General features: G+C 34.0%; 22 protein-coding genes. 17 read left to right on the top strand and 5 right to left on the bottom strand.

Going from position 1 to position 22,451, the window contains the following annotated elements; translation table 11 throughout:
• Window positions 1–7: 7 nt before the first annotated feature.
• From CHRY9293_RS04155 to CHRY9293_RS04170, 4 genes are all read right to left on the bottom strand, one after another.
• The gene (locus CHRY9293_RS04155) at window positions 8–235 is read right to left on the bottom strand and encodes a DUF6814 family protein (protein WP_122546948.1); all 228 of its coding nucleotides are present in this window, start codon (window positions 233–235) and stop codon (window positions 8–10) included.
• 45 nt (window positions 236–280) lie between these two features.
• Window positions 281–1,861 (bottom strand): MFS transporter, encoded by a 1,581-nt coding sequence (locus CHRY9293_RS04160; protein ID WP_162031728.1) that lies wholly within the window; start codon window positions 1,859–1,861, stop codon window positions 281–283.
• Window positions 1,862–1,913: 52 nt separating this feature from the next.
• Complete coding sequence (locus tag CHRY9293_RS04165) at window positions 1,914–3,293, bottom strand: porin (protein WP_162031729.1); 1,380 nt, start codon at window positions 3,291–3,293, stop codon at window positions 1,914–1,916.
• A 137-nt stretch (window positions 3,294–3,430) separates the two neighbouring features.
• The gene (locus CHRY9293_RS04170; protein ID WP_122636262.1) at window positions 3,431–3,847 is read right to left on the bottom strand and encodes an IS1/IS1595 family N-terminal zinc-binding domain-containing protein; all 417 of its coding nucleotides are present in this window, start codon (window positions 3,845–3,847) and stop codon (window positions 3,431–3,433) included.
• Window positions 3,848–4,006: 159 nt separating this feature from the next.
• Between CHRY9293_RS04170 and CHRY9293_RS04175 the strand changes: the two genes are divergently transcribed.
• From CHRY9293_RS04175 to argH, 8 genes are all read left to right on the top strand, one after another.
• Entirely contained in the window at window positions 4,007–4,573 is a 567-nt protein-coding gene (locus CHRY9293_RS04175; protein WP_162031730.1) for a GNAT family N-acetyltransferase, read from the top strand.
• Window positions 4,574–4,577: 4 nt separating this feature from the next.
• On the top strand, window positions 4,578–5,774 hold the full coding sequence (gene argG / locus CHRY9293_RS04180) for an argininosuccinate synthase (protein ID WP_162031731.1): 1,197 nt from the start codon (window positions 4,578–4,580) through the stop codon (window positions 5,772–5,774).
• Window positions 5,771–6,733 (top strand): N-acetyl-gamma-glutamyl-phosphate reductase, encoded by a 963-nt coding sequence (argC, locus tag CHRY9293_RS04185; RefSeq protein ID WP_162031732.1) that lies wholly within the window; start codon window positions 5,771–5,773, stop codon window positions 6,731–6,733. Before argG ends, argC begins: the two co-directional genes overlap by 4 nt.
• A 98-nt stretch (window positions 6,734–6,831) precedes the next feature.
• Window positions 6,832–7,971, top strand: coding sequence for an aspartate aminotransferase family protein (locus CHRY9293_RS04190; protein ID WP_162031733.1), 1,140 nt, complete (start codon window positions 6,832–6,834; stop codon window positions 7,969–7,971).
• A gap of 12 nt (window positions 7,972–7,983) precedes the next feature.
• Window positions 7,984–8,943, top strand: a complete 960-nt coding sequence (locus CHRY9293_RS04195; protein WP_162031734.1) for an N-acetylornithine carbamoyltransferase — start codon at window positions 7,984–7,986, stop codon at window positions 8,941–8,943.
• Window positions 8,944–8,950: 7 nt separating this feature from the next.
• A complete protein-coding gene (argB, locus tag CHRY9293_RS04200) occupies window positions 8,951–9,745 on the top strand; it encodes an acetylglutamate kinase (RefSeq protein ID WP_162031735.1) in 795 nt (264 codons plus the stop codon).
• Complete coding sequence (locus tag CHRY9293_RS04205) at window positions 9,720–10,802, top strand: M20 family metallo-hydrolase (protein WP_162031736.1); 1,083 nt, start codon at window positions 9,720–9,722, stop codon at window positions 10,800–10,802. Before argB ends, CHRY9293_RS04205 begins: the two co-directional genes overlap by 26 nt.
• A gap of 270 nt (window positions 10,803–11,072) precedes the next feature.
• Window positions 11,073–12,377 (top strand): argininosuccinate lyase, encoded by a 1,305-nt coding sequence (gene argH / locus CHRY9293_RS04210; RefSeq protein ID WP_162031737.1) that lies wholly within the window; start codon window positions 11,073–11,075, stop codon window positions 12,375–12,377.
• Window positions 12,378–12,475: 98 nt separating this feature from the next.
• On the opposite strand, the gene CHRY9293_RS04215 is transcribed toward argH, so the two are convergent.
• A complete protein-coding gene (locus tag CHRY9293_RS04215; protein WP_122546959.1) occupies window positions 12,476–12,937 on the bottom strand; it encodes an Lrp/AsnC family transcriptional regulator in 462 nt (153 codons plus the stop codon).
• Window positions 12,938–13,181: 244 nt separating this feature from the next.
• Between CHRY9293_RS04215 and CHRY9293_RS04220 the strand changes: the two genes are divergently transcribed.
• From CHRY9293_RS04220 to CHRY9293_RS04260, 9 genes are all read left to right on the top strand, one after another.
• Window positions 13,182–14,072, top strand: coding sequence for an aspartate carbamoyltransferase catalytic subunit (locus tag CHRY9293_RS04220; protein ID WP_162031738.1), 891 nt, complete (start codon window positions 13,182–13,184; stop codon window positions 14,070–14,072).
• Window positions 14,073–14,172: 100 nt separating this feature from the next.
• Window positions 14,173–15,246 (top strand): carbamoyl phosphate synthase small subunit, encoded by a 1,074-nt coding sequence (locus tag CHRY9293_RS04225; protein ID WP_162031739.1) that lies wholly within the window; start codon window positions 14,173–14,175, stop codon window positions 15,244–15,246.
• A gap of 39 nt (window positions 15,247–15,285) precedes the next feature.
• Window positions 15,286–15,666 carry a four helix bundle protein gene (locus tag CHRY9293_RS04230; RefSeq protein WP_162031740.1) on the top strand — a complete coding sequence of 127 codons (381 nt, stop codon included), beginning with the start codon at window positions 15,286–15,288 and terminating at the stop codon, window positions 15,664–15,666.
• A 28-nt stretch (window positions 15,667–15,694) separates the two neighbouring features.
• Complete coding sequence (carB, locus tag CHRY9293_RS04235) at window positions 15,695–18,877, top strand: carbamoyl-phosphate synthase large subunit (RefSeq protein ID WP_162031741.1); 3,183 nt, start codon at window positions 15,695–15,697, stop codon at window positions 18,875–18,877.
• A 137-nt stretch (window positions 18,878–19,014) separates the two neighbouring features.
• The gene (locus CHRY9293_RS04240) at window positions 19,015–19,788 is read left to right on the top strand and encodes an isocitrate lyase/PEP mutase family protein (RefSeq protein WP_185153191.1); all 774 of its coding nucleotides are present in this window, start codon (window positions 19,015–19,017) and stop codon (window positions 19,786–19,788) included.
• A 3-nt stretch (window positions 19,789–19,791) separates the two neighbouring features.
• The gene (locus CHRY9293_RS04245) at window positions 19,792–20,835 is read left to right on the top strand and encodes a bifunctional transcriptional activator/DNA repair enzyme AdaA (RefSeq protein ID WP_162031742.1); all 1,044 of its coding nucleotides are present in this window, start codon (window positions 19,792–19,794) and stop codon (window positions 20,833–20,835) included.
• A gap of 29 nt (window positions 20,836–20,864) precedes the next feature.
• Window positions 20,865–21,470: a DUF2911 domain-containing protein gene (locus CHRY9293_RS04250; RefSeq protein WP_162031743.1), complete on the top strand. Its 606-nt coding sequence runs from the start codon at window positions 20,865–20,867 to the stop codon at window positions 21,468–21,470.
• 3 nt (window positions 21,471–21,473) lie between these two features.
• The gene (locus CHRY9293_RS04255) at window positions 21,474–22,001 is read left to right on the top strand and encodes a GNAT family N-acetyltransferase (protein WP_162031744.1); all 528 of its coding nucleotides are present in this window, start codon (window positions 21,474–21,476) and stop codon (window positions 21,999–22,001) included.
• A complete protein-coding gene (locus tag CHRY9293_RS04260) occupies window positions 21,998–22,360 on the top strand; it encodes a cupin domain-containing protein (protein WP_162031745.1) in 363 nt (120 codons plus the stop codon). The genes CHRY9293_RS04255 and CHRY9293_RS04260 overlap by 4 nt, the downstream gene beginning before the upstream one ends.
• The last annotated feature ends 91 nt before the right edge of the window (window positions 22,361–22,451 follow it).

The raw sequence follows: 22,451 nt of genomic DNA on the forward strand, positions 1-22,451 counted from the left end.
ATAAGGTTTATACTTTATCGTCAGAATATTCTCCAGTGAGCGCATAATAGCCAAAAATAGCCATTCCTCCAGAGATAATGGGCATCAATACAAATAGAATAATGATCCCAAATACTAAATCTTCTTGTTTTCCGGAAGAGATTTTAGGAATTCCTAACACAGTGGTGCCAAAGTAGCCTACAACCACTGCAATTGCAATCCATAGAATGCCTAATATTTTTTTTAATCCGTTCATTTTTGGTAGTTTTAAAATTAATAAAAATGGAAGTGATTTTGTAATCTAATCGTGAATATTGCTGTTTTTATTTTTGAGGTAGAATAGTCCGATTAACAAGCACACTGTAGCTACTCCTATCGGATACCAAAGCCCTTCCAAATACCATGTAGAGTGTCCGGCATCCTTGGCGGTTGTTACTAGATAGGTGGCAACAGCAGGAAGGAGTCCTCCAAATACGCCATTTCCAATATGGTAAGGTAGAGACATTGAGGTGTAACGAATTCTTACCGGAAACATTTCAACTAGGAATGCTGCGATTGGACCATACACCATCGTTACAAATATAACTTGGATAAATATCATAAAAATGATATACCATTTGGTGTTATCACTTAATTTTACAGTTTGTGATACTTTAGGTTCTTCTGCTTTTCCGTCTTTCATAACCACTCCGCTAGGTGACCAGTGAACAATACTATCTTTTTTGATTAAAGTTCCATCTGTAAACAATTTTTCTTGATGAAAAGTTACTAAGCTGTCTGTAGTAATTTCATGATGAGCTTTTGATGTTCTTTTTTCGGTAATTCCATTGGTAGCAATCGTCTTATTTTCAAGATTTACGCTCTTATACATACTGTCGTAAATAGGTCTATAAGCTAGAATAGCGACCAACATTCCTGTCATCATAATAGCTTTTCGCCCTACTTTATCGGAAAGCCATCCAAAGAAAACAAAGAAAGGGGTTCCTAAAAATAAGGCAGTGGCCATTAAAGAGTCAACCTGTGCAGATTCTACATTCATTACTTTTTGAAGAAAACTCATTGCATAGAATTGTCCTGTATACCATATTACTCCTTGTCCCATGGCGGCTCCAAATAATGCTAATAAAACGAATTTAAAATTATATTTGTTCCCAAAACTTTCTTTTAAAGGATTTTTTGAAGTTTTTCCTTCACTTTTGGCTTTGGCGAAAAGAGGGGATTCTTTCATGTTCTTTCTTATAATATAAGAAACCCCTACCATTAAAATGGAAATCCAGAAAGGAATTCTCCATCCCCAACCATCAAATTCTTCCGCGGAAAGGCTCGTTTTTGTGACTAAAATAACAATTAATGAAATGAAAAGGCCTGCAGTTGCTGTGGTTTGGATCCAAGAAGTCCAATATCCTCTTCTGTGTGGTTGGGCATATTCGGCAACATAGGTAGCGGCTCCACCATATTCTCCTCCTAATGCTAATCCTTGTAATAGTCTTAATATTAAAACCAAAACAGGAGCTAAAAAACCAATGGTTTCATAGCTAGGGATACATCCTATTAAAAAGGTGGAAAATCCCATAATGAGGAGTGTTACTAAAAATGTATATTTTCTCCCAATAAGATCTCCTAATCTCCCAAAGAATAAAGCACCGAAAGGTCTTACCACAAATCCTGCGGCAAAAGTAGCAAGTGTAGATAAAAATGCTGCAGTAGGATTGTCAGCTGGGAAGAATTTGGTTGCTAAGACAATAGCCAAGCTTCCGAAAATGTAAAAGTCATACCATTCTATCAATGTACCGAGTGAAGAAGCAGTGATGACGCTCCAGATGGTGCGGTTTTTTTGCTTATCGGACATGTTTTCATAGACGTCGTGATGTTGTTCGCTCATGTTACTTGATTTTGATGTGGGTTAAAAATTGATATTAATTTCATCCTAAGTGTTACAGGTAGATTTGAAATTGTATAATAAATTCTCCTTTTGAGGAAGGACTTTCTGTTGGACTTGTATATACAGGTCTAGTAGAATATTGAGTCGTGACTTTTGCGTTATGGCCATCAATAAACCAATTGGCTCCTATATCGAATTGTGATGAAGATTTATCAAATGCTTCAAAACTTTTATGAGTATAGGCTGCAAAAGGTTGAATTCTTATTTTAGGCTTTTCGGCTTGACTGGGTAGCAGTAATCCGGCTTGTGCATACATAATATTTCCGGTTCCAATAGTGGGTTGTTGATTTCCTGCTCCGGCAATCGCTTTTTCTCCCATAAAGTTAGGATCGGGAGAAGCAATATTCATGATTCCGATATTTCTTACATAATTAGGACCAAATTGATAATTAAAATATCCTGCGTACGCTGAAATGGCCATTTTATTTTTAGCATTTCCTAAAGGAATATCTGCAAAAGCATCTACTGCCACGAGGGTGATGTCGTGTTTTTCTATATTGGAATTAATGGAAGTTCTGGTTCCGTCTTTTTGATGATAAAAACCTGCACCTACATTGAAAACCTTTTTTGTTCCTAAGTAAGAACCTACTTTGAATGGAAGTAAATTAGATTCTGAATCAAGAAATTCATATTCTACATAACCGGCTTTTGAAAAATTAGGATTTCCATTATTGTCTACGGCTACTGCTTTAGAGGGATCAGTTACGTTGGTGGGAATTAAATCAGTAGCAAAAGGCTTATTTAAACTGAAGCGATACTCAAATTTACCGTATTTTCCTTTGGCGAACATTCCTAATTGTCTAGCAAACTGATCAGAATTATCAATCAAGGGCCATGAGAAAATAGGAGAGTCTACGGTGAGAAAATTTAAGGTAGATGCCATTGTCATACGGGATAGTCCCATATAATAATGCAGTCCGGCTCCTAGGGATAAACTAAATTTTCCGGCTTCTCCGGGTAAAATAACAGCATATTCATTCCAGGCATCATGAAAAAACATTTGTGGTTTTTTTCCATTTCCATAGCCTCCCGTTCCTGAAGTTCCTGATCCTCCACCGTTGATGAATGTTTGATTATTGATTCCGAAATGAGCTAGAATCATATATCGTTTAGAAATTTGCGCGTAAGCTAAAGCTCGAAGTCTTCGGTTTCCTAAGCTCCAAGAATTATCTGTGGCTTCTCCTCCAACCATGCTTCCAGGATTCATTTGAGTATTTCTTACCCAAAACTGATCCCAAAGAATGAATCTAATATATTTATCTCCTTCTTGATTGAGATTTAATTTTAATCCGCCTCCATAATCAGGAGAGCCTTGCGCATATAGAGAACCGCTGATTAAGGTTAGTCCAATAAATGTAAGTATTTTATTCATAAATTATTAATTTTTGGCGTTGTTTTTTATGAAAGCCAAATTGTAATTAATAATTTGTTTATAAAAATTTAATATATATTTATGGTAAGCATATAGTTTTATACTTTATTTTAATATATTCTTGATGTTGTTTGTATCTATTTTTTAAATCTTTCCCATTTTATGAGCATATATTTGTCTGCAAACTGGGTGATGATAATTCCTGAATTCTTAATATTTTCTTCCTGTTTTATGTATTCAATCAATTCGTTTTGTTTTAATATTTTATATACAGGATGGAATTCGGAATGGGGAGGTCTTGTGATGTTGTATTTTTTTATCCATGAACTTATTGTAACATGAGAAACTCCAATGATCCTTTCTATTTCACGAAAGCTCAAACCTTCTAAATAAAGCTGGAGTGCCTTTGTTACATAATAATCATCTATCTGTTTCCCAAGTTTTTTAACAGTAAAATAATAACGGCAATCCTTGCAGTGAAAGCGTTGCTTTTCATTGATTATACCACTTTTTACTATTTTATTACTATTGCATTTTGGACAGTTATTTTCCATAACTATATATTTTTAGCAAAGATATAATAACTTAGCAAATTTAATATTCTATATAAAGATATAATTACCTGTTAATTTTTATTATTCAAAAAAAATATCTTTTTTATTTTTTTTTAAAAGAAATTATATTTTATTTTGTTGAAAAATTTAGATAAATAAATGGAAATAGAAATTTCCTCATGCAAACATTTAGTGTATGTAAATGAAATACAACAGGAAATGTATGATTCTGCACAAAGAAGAGGGACAGGAATTGCCAAACGCTCTATAGAATATTTAAGTAAAAAAATTTCAGAAGGAAATGCTATAGTGGCTACTGAAAACAATAAATGGGTAGGTTTCTGTTATATAGAAACATGGTCACATGGTTGTTTTGTGGCTAATTCTGGACTTATTGTTTCTCCGAATTTTAGAAATAGAGGAGTTGCAACTTTAATTAAGAACGAGGTTTTCCAATTATCTAGAGAGAAATATCCGGAAGCTAAGATTTTTGGACTTACCACGGGGCTGGCTGTAATGAAAATCAATAGTGATTTAGGGTACAAACCGGTAATTTATTCCGAGCTTACTCAAGATGAGGAATTTTGGAGCGGATGTAAGAATTGTGTGAATTATGAAATTTTAATGAAAAAAGATCGTAAAAACTGCCTTTGTACGGCAATGCTTTTTATCCCTGAAAATACAACGAAAAATAATATTGCTGATAAGCAATTAGAAATTAAATAGAGCAATGAATAAGAAAGTGATCTTAGCGTTTAGTGGAGGTTTGGATACCTCTTACTGTGCTAAATATCTTAGTGAAACATTAGGGTATGATGTGTACGCAGCGACTGTAAATACCGGAGGCTTTTCTAAAGAAGATGAAATAGAGCTGGAGAAAAAAGCCCTAAATCTCGGAGTGAAAGAATACAGGTGCATTGATGCTCAGGAGGATTATTATGATTCTTGTATAAAATATTTGATTTTTGGAAATGTATTAAAAAACAATACCTATCCCTTATCGGTAAGTGCTGAACGTACGATTCAAGCACAGGAAATAGCAAAGTATGCGCTTGAAATCGGAGCAGATGCAATTGCGCATGGGAGTACAGGTGCTGGAAATGATCAAGTCCGTTTCGATTTGATTTTTCAGGTCATGTGTCCTACTATAGAAATTATTACGCCTATTCGTGATATGTCTTTGTCTCGAGAAGAAGAAATTGAATTTTTAAAAGATAATGGGTACGAAATGGACTTCCAAAAAGCTGAATATTCTGTGAATAAAGGTCTTTGGGGTACTTCAGTAGGAGGAAAAGAGACCTTGACTTCAAGAAATTATTTGCCTGAAGATGCATTTCCTTCGCAAATAAAAGAAACTCAACCATCAGAATTAGAAATTGAATTCAAAAATGGAGAGTTGGTGTCTGTTAATGGAGAAAATTTTGATCATCCGGTATATGCGATTCAAAAAATTGAAAAATTAGCTTCTGTTTATGGAATTGGTCGGGATATACATGTTGGAGATACAATTGTAGGGATTAAAGGAAGGGTAGGGTTTGAAGCCGCTGCCGCGTCTGTGATTATTAAAGCTCATCATTTATTGGAGAAACATACGCTTTCAAAATACCAACAGATGATGAAATCTCAATTATCAGATTGGTATGGCAACTGGCTTCATGAAGCATTCTTCTTAGATCCTGTCATGAGGAATATTGAATCTTTTTTAAATGATTCTCAAAAAACAGTAACTGGGAAAGTTTTTGTGACATTATATCCTTATCGATTCGTTTTAAATGGAATTGAATCTGAGCATGATTTAATGTCTGATCAATTCGGAAGCTATGGAGAAGCTAACAAATCATGGACAGGGGAAGATGTGAAAGGGTATACCAAAATTGTTAGCAATTCTTTGAATATATATCATCAGATTAACGGAGAAAAAGTATGAAAAAAGTAGGAATTGTAGGCGCTAACGGTTATACGGGAAGCGAATTGATTCGCCTGCTGATTTTTCATCCTAATGTGCATTTGAGTTTTTTATATAGTCGTTCAAATTCGGGAACAAAGATTTCAGATTTGTACCCGGATTTAACGACAGTTTGTGAGATGGTTTTAACGGATAAGTCCGAAGATGTAGATATTTTGTTTTTATGCCTTCCTCACAAAGAAAGTAATAATTGGTTGACTCATAATGCCGTAAAAGAAGAAACGTTAGTTATTGATTTAGGGAATGATTTTCGTCTTGATGGAAAGTTGGAAAACAGAAATTTTATCTACGGTCTACCTGAAATTAACAAAAAACAACTTTTAGGGGCAAAAAGTATTGCAAATCCTGGGTGCTTTGCAACAGCAATTCAATTGGCTTTGCTTCCGTTAGCTGAAAAAGGTTTGTTGAATGACGTATACACAACTGGAATTACAGGTTCGACAGGCGCGGGGCAATCTTTGCAACCAACTACGCATTTTACTTGGAGGAATGATAATATTTCAGCTTATAAAACATTGACACATCAGCATGTGGATGAGATTTTACAGCAATTAGTTTCTTTTAATACAAGTGATATCAGCCTGAATTTTGTTCCATGGAGAGGTGATTTTACGAGAGGTATTTTTACAAGTTCCATGATGAAAACAGAGGTAGAGCTTTCAGATATTGAGCAGTTGTTTGAGGATTTCTATGCAGATGAACCTTTTGTAAAAGTAAGCAAAAAAGCAATTGACTTAAAACAGGTTGTCAACACGAATCGCTGTGTGATTCAGATTGAAAAGAAAGGGAATGTAACAGTAATTCATTCAGCTATTGATAATTTGTTGAAAGGTGCTTCCGGACAGGCTGTTCAAAATATGAATATTGCCATGGGCTGGGAGGAAAATGTAGGATTAAACCTAAAGCCAATCGCATTTTAAATCTGAATTTTGTTTAAAGCTAAAAGAAATTAATGAGTAAATAAAGATATAGCTGTTTAAAAAACTGCCATTATCAATGAACAACAATCAACTAGAAAATGAATTTATTCAACGTATATCCATTATTTAATATAAATCCAATTAAAGCTAAAGGTTCATTCCTTTGGGACGATAAAGGAATAAAATATCTTGATTTTTATGGAGGCCATGCAGTCATTTCAATTGGTCATAACCATCCGCATTATCAAACTCAATTAAAAAAACAACTCGATAAAATATCTTTCTATTCCAATTCTGTTCAGAATGAATTACAGACTGAGTTGGCAGATAAATTAGGAAAAATTTCAGGATACGAGAATTATAATTTGTTCTTGTGTAATTCTGGAGCGGAAGCTAATGAAAATGCTTTAAAGCTGGCTTCTTTCCATAATGGAAAAAACAAGATACTCTATTTTTCAGGTTCATTTCATGGAAGAACTTCAGCAGCAGTTTCTGTAACGGATAATCCTAAAATTGTGGCTCCCGTTAACTATTCCGAAAGATTTATTAAATGTGAATGGGATAATATCGAACAGTTAGAAGGGATTTTTGATAAGCAAGGAAGTGTTATTTCATCGGTGATTATAGAAGGAATTCAAGGAGTGGGTGGAATTATGATTCCGTCAGTTGAATTTTTAACGAAGATAAAAGAGTTGTGTGAAAAACACGATACTGTTTTAATTTTAGATGAAGTGCAGTCGGGTTATGGAAGAAGTGGGTATTTCTTTGCTCATCAGGAATTCGGAATTGAGGCTGATATTATTACCATAGCAAAAGGAATGGGAAATGGTTTTCCAATTGGGGGTGTTTTAATTCATCCTAAATTTCAAGCAACTAACGGGCTATTGGGAACTACTTTTGGAGGGAATCATTTGGCTTGCGTTGCTGCAATTGCTGTTTTGGACGTCATGAAGGATGAAGGTCTTATCAAAAACGCTCAGGAAATGGGCGAGTATATTGAAAATGAAATTAAAGATTTTCCCCATATTATATCCATTCGAAGGAAGGGATTGATGATTGGGATTGAGCTTGATAGAGATTGTTCTGAGGTGAGGAATAATCTATTGTACAATCATCAGATTTTCACTGGAAATTCTAATGACAAAACGGTGTTGAGGGTCCTTCCGGCGCTTACCATTAAAAAAGAAGAAGCCAATCTCTTTATCAATGCTTTGAAAACGGTTGTAGAAAATCTTTAAAATTACTTTAAAATGAAAAAATTTACCTCTGTAAGTGATGTTGAAAACTTACAGGAAATGATAAAAAAAGCTTTGCAAATCAAAGAAAATCCTCTTTCGGAATCTGAGAAAGGAAAAGGAAAAACAATAGGGCTTGTATTTTTAAATTCGAGTTTGAGAACACGTTTAAGTAGTCAAATTGCAGCTCAGAATTTAGGATTAAATGTTTTAACGTTAAATGCAGCACAAGAGGCTTGGAATCTTGAATTTGCAGATGGTAGTGTAATGAATGGTGATACAGTAGAACATATCAAAGATGCTATTGAAGTATTGAATCAATATTGCGATATCATTGCAGTGCGTTGTTTTGCGGGCATGAAAAATAAACAAGATGATGTACATGAAAGCATACTCAGTCAGTTTGAAAAGCATGCAAAAGTACCTGTGGTTTCTTTAGAGTCGGCAACACGACATCCTTTACAAAGTTTAGCAGATTGTATAACCATCACTGAAAACTGGAAAGAAAAACGTAAGCCCAAAATAGTCCTTACTTGGGCGCCTCACGTAAAACCTATTGCCCAGGCTGTTGGTAATTCTTTTACCGAATGGATGCAGGAGATGGAGGTTGATTTCATCATTACAAATCCAAAAGGATATGATTTAGATAAAAATTTCACTAAAGATGTAAAAGTAATTCATAATCAGGATGAAGCTTTGGAGAATGCAGATTTTATTTATGTGAAAAATTGGTCCTCATTTGAGGAATATACAGCAATGCCGGAAGTGGAAGAAAATTGGATGTTAACGAATGAAAAGTTAAGTAAAACGAATCAAGCAAAGGTGATGCATTGTCTTCCGGTTCGGCGAAATGTAGAATTGAGTGATGAGGTAATGGATGGAGAAAACTCTATTATTTATCAACAGGCAAAAAACCGAATTTTCTCGGCTCAAGCTGTATTTTCAGAAATTCTAGAGGTAATTAATTCTAAATAATAAGGTGATGCAAGAAAAGCTTTTCGTTATAAAAATAGGAGGTGCTTTGATTGATGATGAGGTATTACTAAGTCAATTTCTAGATCAGTTTGCCGGAATTAAAGAAAAGAAAATCCTTGTGCATGGTGGTGGAAAATTAGCAACGACTTTAGCGGATAGATTAGGAATTGAGCAACAGTTAATCAATGGAAGGAGAATCACAGATAAAGATACATTAGATATTGTAACAATGGTATATGCGGGAGGGATCAATAAAAATATAGTGACGAAGCTTCAACAAAAAGAATGCAATGCGATAGGATTCTCAGGAGCAGATGCGAATTTGATTAAAGCTAAAAAAAGAGAACATGCAGAAATCGATTTCGGATATGTGGGAGATATTGATCAACAGAGTATTAATGAGAAATTGCTTTCAGAATTTATCAATCTAGGTTTGGTGCCTGTTTTTTCGGCAATTACACATGATGAAAAAGGAAATTTGTTGAATACGAATGCAGATACTATTGCTTCGATAATAGCGCAGGTTTTATCGGTAAAATATGATGTAGAATTATTGTATTGTTTTGATAAAAATGGTGTTTTAGAAGATATCGATAATCCGGAATCTGTTATGAAAAATATTTCCGAAGAAGAGTTTTTTGCGTTAAAAAAAGAAGGGAAGCTTCATAAAGGAATTTTGCCAAAAATTGAAAATGCTCTCGAAGCAACTAAAAATAATGTAAGTAAGGTATTCTTAATTAAGGAAAACCATCTAAAGACCCATATAGAAAACCATTATGCAGGAACTAAAATCTGTTTATAGTAAAGAAGAACTACTGAATAACGCTGTCGAATTATTGAAAAAACTGATTGAAATTCCATCATTCAGCAAAGATGAATTTAATATGTCTGTAGTAATAGAAAATTTTTTCAGAAAGTTCCAAATTCCTACGAACCGGTATAAAAATAATATTTGGGCTACAAATAAAAATTTTGATGTTTCCAAACCGTCAATTTTGCTGAATACACATCATGATACGGTAAAGCCGAATAAAGCGTATACTTTAGATCCTTTCTTACCTCTTGAGAAAGAAGGAAAATTATTCGGGTTAGGAAGTAATGATGCAGGAGCTTCTTTGGTGTCTTTAGTACAGGCTTTTTTGTATTTTTATGCTAAAGAAGATTTAAAATATAATTTAATTATTGCTTTAACAGCTGAGGAGGAAATATCAGGTGTGGATGGAATTGAAGCTTTGTTTCCACAACTTCCCAAGGTGGATTTTGCGATTGTAGGAGAGCCTACACAAATGCATCTGGCTATTGCAGAAAAAGGTCTTTTGGTTATTGATGGTGAAATGAAAGGAACTCCTTCTCATGCAGCACATCCGAATGACGATAACGCCATCGTGAAATGTATGGAAGATCTACAGCAGATTTTAAGCTTTACATTTCCAAAAATTTCTGACTATTTAGGAGAAGTTAAAGTTACTTTGTCTGGAATCCATGCAGGCGTTCAGCATAATGTTGTACCTGAGCATTGTACCTTTACTTTGGATGTTAGGGTGACAGATGAATATTCAAATAAAGAAGTTTTTGAGATTATTCAGTCTAGGATGAAATCGGTTTTGAAGGCTAGGTCCTTTAGGTTAAATTCTTCAAAAATAGAAATAGAGCACCCATTTGTACAAGCAGGTCTTGAAGTTGGAAGGACTACATATGGCTCACCTACGTCTTCTGATCAGGCTATTATTCCATGTACATCAGTTAAAATTGGACCCGGAGACAGTAGGCGTTCTCATACGGCAGATGAATACATATATATAAAAGAAATAGAAGAGGGCATTGATATTTATATCCAAATCTTAGAAAAAGTTATATAAGGTTAAGATGTTAACATCTAGTCCTTTCATTCGATATCTAGAATGCATTGCATAAAAAAGATATTTTATTTTAGTTAATTTTTAAATGTTTTGATGCTGCTCAGTAAGTGAAGATAATGAAGTTTGGAATATTTTTAATAAAAATTGATGTACGAAGAAAATTAAAAATGAAAGAATTAATGGAAGATGGGGAGGTTTAAAATTTTTACAAAATGATAAAAAAATTACTGAGCAAGTCAAAACGAATTGAGTTTTTATAAATAATAAGTTATGAAAAAAATATGGCAGAAAGATGATCTTGCCACCAATATACAAGTTAATCAATTTACGGTTGGAAAAGATCTTGATTTTGATGAACGTCTTGCAAAATATGATGTAAAGGGTTCTATGGCTCATTGTAAAATGTTGGCAGAAGTGGGAATTATTTCCATGGAAGAATCAGAGAAGATGGCATTGGTTTTAGCGGATATTTTAAATAATATTGAAAATGGAACTTTTGAAATTGATCTGCAGGCGGAAGATATTCACTCCCAGATTGAGTCTATTTTAATTGATAAACTAGGCGATACAGGAAAAAAAATCCATACTGCACGTTCTCGTAATGATCAAGTTTTATTAGATATAAAACTTTATTTATTAGATGAGATTCGTGAAATTACGACGTTAACAGATGGGGTATTTCAGATTTTAATTAAGCTGGCAGAGCAACATAAAGATATTTTACTTCCAGGCTACACCCATTTGCAGATTGCGATGCCTTCTTCATTTGGATTATGGTTTGGTGCATATGCGGAGGCGTTATTGGATGATCTTGAAATGTTGTTTTCAGTTAAAAATATAATCAATAAAAATCCATTGGGTTCAGCGGCGGGATATGGTTCATCTTTTCTTATTGATAGAGAAAGCACAACCTATAATTTAGGTTTTCAATCGATGAATTATAATTCCGTATATGCTCAAATGACAAGAGGAAAGTCTGAGAAAGTGTTGTCGATGGCAATGGCAACACTGGCCGGCACTCTTGGGAAATTGGCGTATGATGTATGTTTATATTTAAGTCAAAATTTTGATTTTATTAGTTTTCCTAAAGAATTTACAACAGGAAGCAGTATTATGCCTCATAAGAAAAATCCGGATATTTTTGAACTTGTCCGTGCGCGTTGTAATAGAATTCAGGCATTACCAAATGAGTTTATTCTGTTGACTAATAATCTTCCTTCCGGTTATCATAGAGATATGCAGCTGACAAAGGAAATCCTTTTCCCGGCTATTGATTCATTAAAAGAATGTTTGGAAATTTTAAATTATACGTTACCTAATATTCAAGTGAGAGAGGGAATTTTAGAAGACGAAAAATATAAATATCTTTTCAGTGTTGAGAAAATAAATGATGAGGTAAAAAATGGAAGCTCATTTCGTGATGCCTATGTAAAAGTAGGACAACAAATTGAAAACAAAGTGTTTAATTTTGAAATTGAAAATCTTAACCATACCCATCAAGGAAGTATAGGAAATCTTTGCTTAGATAAAATAGAGTATCAGTTTAATAAACTGAGAAATAAATTATTAGGCTGATTAAAATGAAGTATGATCGTTATTAATAGAAAAGAAATAGGAAGATAGTGGGGTTATATAGTTTAAAACTGCTAAATAGTATGAAGATTTTCTATATGCTATTGTAGGTCAATTTTGAATTTTGTCGTTTTTTTAACCTCATGGAGAACAATAGAGCTATGATATTGACCAATATTAGGAATGTTTGATATTACATTTACAGCGAAGTCATTATAAGAATATATGTCTTTTGCAATAATTTTCAGCATATAATCGTATTCCCCGGAAAGACTGATGATTTCTTGTACTTCGTCATGTTTTTCAATGTTTTTTTCGAAAGTTTCAAGCACTTTTTGAGATTGTTCTTTGAGACGAACATTACAATAAACTACAATATTTAAACCTAATTTTTCCCGGTTGAGAAGACCTACATACTTTTCAATAATCCCTTGTTTTTCCAATTGTTTAATACGCTCATAGGTGGGAGTAAAAGTAAGACCAATTTTTTCTGAGATTTCTTTAACAGATAATGTTGAATCTTCCTGAATAATACTAAGAATCATTTTATCTTTTGCATCCATAAAATACTTTTTGATTTTTAACAAAAATATTAAGAAAAAATGAAAATAAAGGGGTAGTGAATGTTTTTAATTTATGTGAAATTTTAGTTTTGTCAATTCATTGAAATTTTATATCTTTGCACCTAATGAATAAAAGAGTATTTATATCATTAGATTTACCGGGCGAAAGCGCCCTTTACGATATTTATTGTTATTAAGCGAAGATCTTGTCTTCGCTTTTTTTATATACAAAAATTAAGAAATTATGTTTACGATTACAGAACTGAGCACCGAGAGAATCAACCGTATACTGACAGAAGCACTGGCTTTTGCAAATGGAAAGATTGCTAAAATTGAAGGAGAGGTTTTTTGTTCAAATCTATTCTTTGAAGATAGTACGAGAACAAAGACGAGTTTTGATCTTGCAGAAAGAAGACTAGGATTACAAGTGGTACCTTTTGATGCAGCCAATAGTTCGGTAAACAAAGGAGAAAGCCTTTATGATACAGTGAAAACTATTGAAAGTATTGGAGTGAATCTAGTGGTTATTAGAGATAAAAAAGACCGATATTTCGAAGAATTAAAAAATATAAAAATTCCTGTGATCAATGGAGGAGATGGAACGGGTAATCATCCTTCACAGTGTATGCTGGATTTAATGACAATTTACCAAGAATTTGGAACATTTGAAGGCTTAAAAGTAGGAATTGTAGGGGATGTAAAACACAGTCGTGTTGCGAATTCAAATGCAGAAGCATTGAGGAGATTAGGCGCAAAAGTCTATTTTTCAGGACCCGAGCAATGGTTTGATGAAGGAGCTTTGATTAATGGTACCTATTTAACAGTGGATGAATTAGTAGCCGAGGTAGATGTACTTATGCTGTTGCGAATTCAACATGAAAGGCATGATGCAAAAATGAGTTTTTCAGCTTCTGAATATCATCGAAAATATGGATTAACTAAAGAAAGAGAAAAATCGATGAAAGAAAAGGCAATTATTATGCATCCTGCTCCCATCAACAGAGGAGTTGAAATTGATACAGAATTGGTTGAATGTGATCGCTCAAGGATTTTTAAGCAAATGCAAAATGGGGTGTTTGCAAGAATGGCTATTCTTAAAGAAGCATTAGAAAAAGAAGGCTATTCTTTTCACTAAAAGGTAATATAAGTAATCCATATTGTAGTAAGTTAAAAATTAAAAATAATGAAAAGGAGTGTTACAAAACCAACTTTTCAATCTAATATCTAAATAAAAAATGAAGAAAAAATTAATACTGGAGTCCGGTGAAGTATTTTATGGAGAAGGTTTCGGAGCTAATTTGGAAACGGCAGGAGAAGTAGTTTTCAATACGGGAATGACAGGATATCAGGAACTTATTTCTGATCCTTCATACTGCGGTCAGATTGTTTGTATGACCTATCCGCTTATCGGAAATTATGGTATTAACCGTGATGATTATGAAAGTATTGAGCCCGCAATTAAAGGACTTATCGTAAAAGAACTTTGTGATTTTCCTTCTAATTTCCGTACTCAGATTACTTTAGATGAGTTATTTAAGAGAAAAAAACTTTCAGGAATTTCAGGAATTGATACCAGAAGGTTGACAAGAGTATTACGTAACTATGGAGTAGTAAAAGGAAAAATAGTTGATGTAGAGACAGATGAAAGTACAATAGTTGCAGAATTAACATCAACGACATTCCCAACTAATCAAGTAGAAATAGTTTCTACAAAAACACCTTATGCAAATCCGGGAAGAGGATTTAAAGTAGTATTGGTAGATTTCGGTTCTAAATTAGGAATTATCAGAGAGTTATCTCAAAGAAACTGTGATATTACGGTAGTTTCTCAAGATACAACTGCAGAAGAAATTTTATTATTGAATCCTGATGGAGTCATGTTGTCAAATGGTCCTGGTGATCCGGAAGATAATCAACATGCATTGGAAATGATTCGTGGAATATTAGGGAAAGTTCCCATCTTCGGAATATGCTTAGGACATCAATTAATCGGTTTGGCTTGTGGTGCTAAAACGTTCAAATTAAAATTCGGACATAGAGGAGGTAATCATCCTGTTTTAGATTTAGAGAAAAATAAGGTAGCCATTACTTCACAAAATCATGGCTATGCGGTAGATCAAGAAAGTTTAAAAGGAACAGATTTAATTGAAACTCATATCGCATTGAATGACAGAACAAATGAAGGCTTAAGACATAAGATTCACCCTTGTTTCTCAGTTCAATATCACCCGGAAGCAAGTCCAGGTCCAGAAGATGCGAATTACTTATTTGATGAGTTCATTGATTTAATGGAAAATTTTAAGAAGTAATAAGACTTCAGATATTAGACATCAGATAACAGATTTTACATGCATAATTTTGAGAAATTACTTTTCTGGCAAAAATCAATAGAACTGGCAAAAGAGGTTTACCTTATTTGTCTTGATTTGCCGAAAGATGAAAAGTATGGTTTGATTTCTCAAATTAAAAGATCAGCAGTTTCAATTCCTTCAAATATATCGGAAGGAGCGGGAAGAAATAATGATAGAGAATTTTATCATTTTCTTGGCATTGCAAATGCTTCATCTTTTGAGTTACAAACACAATTAATTTTAACGAGAGAGTTAAATTTATTACATGCAGAAAGGGTCAATGATCTAATATCAAAACTGAATGAAATTCAACGAATGATTTATACATTCAAATCTAATCTAAAAGTAAAACATAAAGCTGGAAAGTCTGAAATCTGACATCTAGCATCTCATATCTTAATAGAAAATGGCAAAACGTACAGATATAAAAACAATTTTAGTAATCGGTTCAGGACCTATCATTATTGGTCAGGCGGCGGAATTTGATTACGCAGGAACGCAGGCTTGTTTGTCTTTAAAAGAAGAAGGCTACAAGGTAATTTTGATTAATTCAAATCCTGCAACGATCATGACGGATGTTGAAATAGCGGATAAAGTTTATATTGAACCTATTTCATTACAATTTGTAAGTCATATCATCAGAAAAGAACGGCCGGATGCTCTTTTACCGACTCTTGGGGGGCAAACAGGGCTGAATATGGCGGTGGAATTAGAGAAATCAGGAATTCTCGAAGAATGTAAAGTGGAAGTATTAGGAACTAAGCTTTCTGCAATCAATAGAGCGGAGGACAGAGATTTGTTCCGTGAATTGATGAGAGAATTAAATGAACCGGTTCCCGAATCTGATATCGTAAATACTGTTGAAGGAGCACTTAACTTTGCTGATGAAATTGGTTATCCTGTAATTGTTCGCCCTGCTTTCACCATGGGAGGAACGGGAGGAGGTATTGCTTCCAACGAAACCGAATTAAAAGAAATTGCTGAATTAGGATTAAAACATAGTCCGGTAACCCAGTGTCTTATTGAAAAGTCAATTGCTGGTTTCAAGGAAATTGAATATGAGGTGATGCGTGATGCAAACGACAATGCGATTGTAGTATGTAACATGGAAAATATTGATCCGGTTGGAGTTCACACAGGAGATTCAATTGTTGTTGCACCTTCTCAAACACTTTCAGATAGAGAGTATCAGTTATTGAGAAATGCTTCATTAAAAATTATCAGAGCATTAGGAATTGAAGGAGGGTGTAACGTGCAGTTGGCGTTGGATCCGCATTCATTTGATTATTATATCATAGAAGTGAATCCTAGGGTATCTCGTTCATCTGCATTAGCTAGTAAAGCAACAGGATATCCAATTGCTAAAATCGCGGCAAAAATTGCAGTAGGATTAACTTTAGATACCATTATGAATCCGGTTACAGGAAAGACTTATGCTTGTTTTGAACCAGCTTTGGATTATGTAGTAACTAAATTCCCAAGATTTCCATTCGATAAATTCGAAACTGCAGATAGAAGATTATCAACGCAGATGAAAGCAACGGGTGAAGTAATGGCTATTGGAAGAAATTTTGAAGAATCTTTACAAAAAGCCATTCGTTCATTAGAAACAGGAATCAGACATATTGGTTTAAAAACAAAACAAGCTGAAGCACTTACTGCTGAGGAAATAGAAAGAAGAATCAGAGTTTGTGATGATGAGAGACTGTTTATTATTGGAGATGCTTTAAGAAGAGGCTACGACTGGGAACAAATCGTAGAATGGAGTAAGATTGATAAATTCTTTATCTGGAAAATCAAAAAATTAATTGATTTTGAAAAGAAGATTGCTGAAAATAAGTTTAATAAAGAAGTTTTATTAGAAGCTAAAAAATTAGGTTTTGCAGATCTCAATATTGCTCACCTTTGGGATACCACCCAACGAGAAATATTCAATTTCAGAAAAGAAAATGGGGTAATGCCGGTTTATAAAATGGTAGACACATGTGCCGCTGAATTTGAAAGTGAGACTCCTTATTTTTATGGGACTTATGAAGAAGAAAATGAAAGTGTTGCTTCCAATAAAGAGAAAATTATTGTTTTAGGTTCCGGACCCATCAGAATCGGACAAGGTGTTGAATTTGATTATGCAACGGTTCATTCAGTTTGGGCAATCAAGGAAATGGGATACGAAGCAATTATTATCAATAACAACCCTGAAACGGTTTCCACAGACTTCTCAATTTCAGATAAATTATACTTTGAGCCACTCACGGAAGAAGATGTAATGAACATCATTGATCTCGAAAAACCTAAAGGAGTAGTGGTTCAGTTTGGAGGTCAGACTGCTATTAATTTAGCAGATAAGTTGGCTTCTCATGGAGTACAGATTTTAGGAACTACACTGGAAGATCTTGATAGAGCCGAAAACAGAGATAAATTTGAAAAAGCACTTCAGGAGCTTGGAATTCCTCAACCAAAAGGAAAAACATCAACTTCAAAAGAAGAAGCGGTAAAGATTGCTAACGAAATTGGTTATCCGGTTCTTGTACGTCCAAGTTATGTGTTGGGAGGACGAGCAATGGAAATCGTATACACGAAAACAGAGCTGGCTCATTATATGGAAAATGCTGTAGAAGCAAGCCCTGAGCATCCGGTTTTAGTGGATAAGTACATGGTTGGAAAAGAAGTAGAGGTGGATGCAATTTGTGATGGTGAAACAGTAATAATTCCTGGAATTATGGAACACATTGAGAGAGCAGGGGTTCACTCAGGAGATTCTATTGCTGTATATCCTCCTCAAAATGTATCGGAAAAAGAAATTCAAACCCTTGTTGATTATACCAAAAGATTGGCAAAAGGATTGAATGTGATTGGCCTCATGAATATTCAATATGTTCTTTTTGAAGGAAATGTATATGTTATCGAAGTAAACCCTCGTTCATCGAGAACAGTCCCTTTCTTATCTAAAATTACTGAGGTTCCTATGGCTAATTTAGCAACAAAGGCTATTTTAGGACAAAAGTTGAAAGACTTGGGTTATGAAAATGGATTGGTACCCAATAAAGAAGGGGTGTTTGTGAAAGTTCCGGTATTTTCTTTTTCAAAATTAACAAAAGTGGATATTTCTTTAGGACCTGAAATGAAATCTACAGGAGAAGTAATGGGGAAAGACACAACATTGGAAAAAGCACTTTATAAAGGATTAGTAGCAGCAGGAAGAAAAGTTCCGATGCATGGTTCAATTTTGTTCACAGTCGCGGATAAACATAAGGAAGAAGCAGCTGATTTGGCAGAAAGATTCCATGAAGTTGGATTCAGAATATGGGCTACAGAAGGAACTGCTAAATTCTTTGAAGAAAAAGGAATTCCTTGTAAAATAGGATATAAAATCGGTGAAGAAGATGTAAACCTTATCGACCTGATTCAAAAAGGGAAAGTTCAATATGTTGTTAATACTACTACCAAAGGAAAACAAGCAGAAAGAGATGGTTTCCAAATTAGAAGGATGAGTGTTGAAAACGGAGTTCCTTGTTTGACATCCATGGATACGGTTGAAGCTATCTTGAAAGTTATTGAAAGCATGAGTTTCAAAATGGAAACGATGTAATTTTGAATTAATAAAACAGTAGACGCATCTTAATTTTTTTAAGGTGCGTTTATATTTTGAAATAAAAGAAAAAAATACTTGTCCATTTTTCGGTTGTTTATCAACAGCCTTAAAGAATAGTTTTGCAAAAAAATCATATGAGAAATATTCAAGCTTTTAAAGAACTGCATAACAGCGAAGAGCCTTTATTATTAGGAAATGTATGGAATCCACAGAGTGCTAAAGTATATGAAGCATTGGGCTATAAAGCGTTAGCCACTTCGAGCTCAGCGGTGGCTCATAGTTTAGGGTATGAAGATGGTGAAAATATGACCTTTGATGAATATCTTTATATTATTGAACGAATTTTAAAATCCATATCAATACCTCTAACAGTAGATTTGGAAGGGGGATATGGAAATACTACTGAAGCAATTGTTTCAAATGTCAAAAAACTTGCTGAAATAGGCGTTGTAGGAGTTAATATTGAAGATAGCATGATTGCGGATGGAATCAGAAAAATTATAGAGAAAGAAGTTTTTTATGAAAAACTGAATCCGGTGGTTTTAAAATTGAAAGAGGAGAAAGTGGATATTTTCATTAACGTAAGGACAGATGCTTTTTTATTAGGATTAGAAAACCCGATAGAAGAAACCCTTAAAAGAATTAAGTTGTTTGAAAAAATAGGGGCGGATGGTGTTTTTGTTCCTTGCATTGTATCTGAAAACGATATTGAGACTATTGTAGGAGAAACAGAACTTCCTGTAAATGTAATGTGTATGCCTGACCTTCCTGACTTTAAAACACTTAAGAGATTAGGGGTTAAAAGAATTTCATCAGGTAATTTTGCAAATGGTTATATTTATAAAAAATTAGGGGCGGCAGGGCAGAAAATTATGGCTGAAAAAAGCTTTTTATCTCTTTTTATATAAATCATGAAACTTACAGAGGAAAGAATGTATCAGGCATCTTTGGAGAAAGATTCTTCATTTGAAGGAACATACTGGATGGCCGTAAAAACTACCGGGATATTCTGTCGGCCGACATGTACTGCAAGAAAGCCTAAGAAAGAAAACGTAGAATTTTTTCTAAATACGGAAGATGCTATTGAAAAAGGATATAGACCTTGCAAAATATGTAAACCTCTGAAGAAATTGAATGAAACACCTCAGTATATTCGGGAACTCTTATCTGATCTTGCTCAAAATGTATCTCTAAAAATAAAAGATGCGGATCTTCTGAAGAGGAGTATAGAGCCGGTAACTCTTCGTCGCTGGTTTTTAAAGAATCATGGAATGACTTTTCATGCTTTTCAAAGAGAGCTTAGAATGAATACTGCTTTTAAAAAGATTAAAAATGGAGAGCGTATTATTGAAGCAGCTTTAGATTCCGGATATGAAAGTTTGAGTGGGTTTAACGAGCGTTTCAAAAATGTTCTGGGAATTTCACCTAAAAATAGTAAAACTCAAATGGTAATTGATCTTAAAAGAATTGAAACCCCTTTGGGTACCATGTACGCATGTGCTATAGATAAAGGAATTTGTCTGCTTGAGTTCACGGACCGAAAAAATATGGAAAAACAGTTCATTTCCTTATCAAAAGCTCTGAATGCTGAAATTGTTCAGGGAGAAAATATACATTTCAAACAATTGGAAAGTGAATTGAAGGAATATTTTGAAGGGAAGAGAAAAACATTTGATGTGCCATTATTTACTACGGGAACTGTTTTTCAGGAGAAAGTTTGGCAGCTTTTAAAGGAAATTCCTATGGGAGAAACAAGAACTTACAAACAACAATCGGAAATCTTAGGAAACCCTAATGCCATCCGTGCTGTAGGGACTGCAAATGGGATCAATAAAATAGCTATATTAATTCCTTGTCACCGTGTTATAGGTTCCAATGGGGAACTTGTAGGATATGCAGGAGGAATTTGGAGAAAACAAAAATTATTAGAATTAGAGAAGGCTATTTTGTTTTGATTTTGTAAATTTGAATCAAAAATTTACACGTGAAAAAAATACTATTCGCAATTTGCATATCCGTTTCAGCTTTTAGCTTTGCTCAGGATTATTCTGTTCCAGCAGCAAGTCCACGTCAGGTAGTGGAGCAGCAGTTTTCAATGTCTAAAATTACCGTTGACTATGGTAGACCAGGAGTTAAAGGGCGTAAAATATTCGGAGAATTAGTTCCTTATGGACAAGTTTGGAGAGCGGGAGCCAACTCTTCCACAAAAATTACCTTTGGGCAATCTGTTAACTTTGGAGGTAAAGTAGTTCCGGCAGGAACATATGGACTATTCATTGTTCCTACAGAAAAAGAATGGAAAGTTATTTTAAATAAAGACTTTCAACAATGGGGAGCATATACTTATGATCCAAAACAAGATGTTGTAGATGTAACTGTTCCTGTAAATAAATTGGCAGATAAGCAAGAATGGTTTGAAATTACTCTAAATCCTACAGATGAAAATACGGCTAATCTTGTATTGAAGTGGGACTTTGCCCAAGCTGAGGTTCCATTAAAACCGTCAAAACTTGATGCGGTTATAAAAATATCTGATAAATTAAAAGAAATAAAAAAAATAGAATCTGACGCTGCAAAAACAAAAAGCTAAAAAATGAATTTTTCGGTTCAATCTATTTTAGAAAATAAAGAATATCAATTAATCCCCTTACAACAAGGGGATTTTGAGTCTTTATACGAAGTGGCTTCTGATCCTAAGGTTTGGGAACAACATCCTAACAAAGACCGATATAAAAGAGAGGTTTTTAAAAACTTTTTTGAAGGCGCTATGGAAAGTAAAGGAGCTTTTAAAATTGTTGATAAAGCGACAGAAGAAGTGTTAGGGAGTACCCGCTTTTATGATTACAATGAAATTAAAAATAGTATTTTCATTGGTTATACTTTTTATGGGGTAAAATCTTGGGGCAAAAGCATTAATCCTCAAATTAAAAAATTAATGCTCGACTATATTTTTCAATTCGTAGAGACGATATATTTCCATATTGGAAAAGAAAATATGCGTTCACAAATTGCCATGGAAAGACTTGGAGGCAGAAAAATAGCAGAAGAAGAGATTGCTTATTTCGGAGAACCGACCAGAACCAACTATGTTTATAAAATTCAAAAAGAAAACTGGATATGAAAAAATATAAAATTCAAAAATTACCATTTGTAGTTCCGACAACAGATGGGAAATTAATAGAAGAACATTGGGGAAATTCTACCAACCATTCTGGGATTTCAATTGCTCACATGATTGCTCCTCCGGATTGGAGTGAGCCTCATCAATCTCCACAATTTGATGAATTTACCATTATTATTTCAGGTAAAAAACAATTTGAAATCGATGGAGAAATTATTGTTTTAGAAAAAGGACAAAGTATTTTAGTGGAAAAAGGAGCTCGTGTGCGTTATAGTAATCCTTTTTCGGAATCTTGTGAATATATAGCAATTTGTCTTCCTGCATTTTCTATAGATTTGGTAAATAGGGAAGAGGATTAAAATATATCAATATAAAAGTGTATCAATTTGACAATGAGTTAATCACGCTAGTATTTTGATACACTTTTACATGGGTGCATTCTATTACTAG

The sequence above is a fragment of the Chryseobacterium potabilaquae genome (assembly GCF_902728265.1).
GTDB lineage: Bacteria > Bacteroidota > Bacteroidia > Flavobacteriales > Weeksellaceae > Chryseobacterium > Chryseobacterium potabilaquae.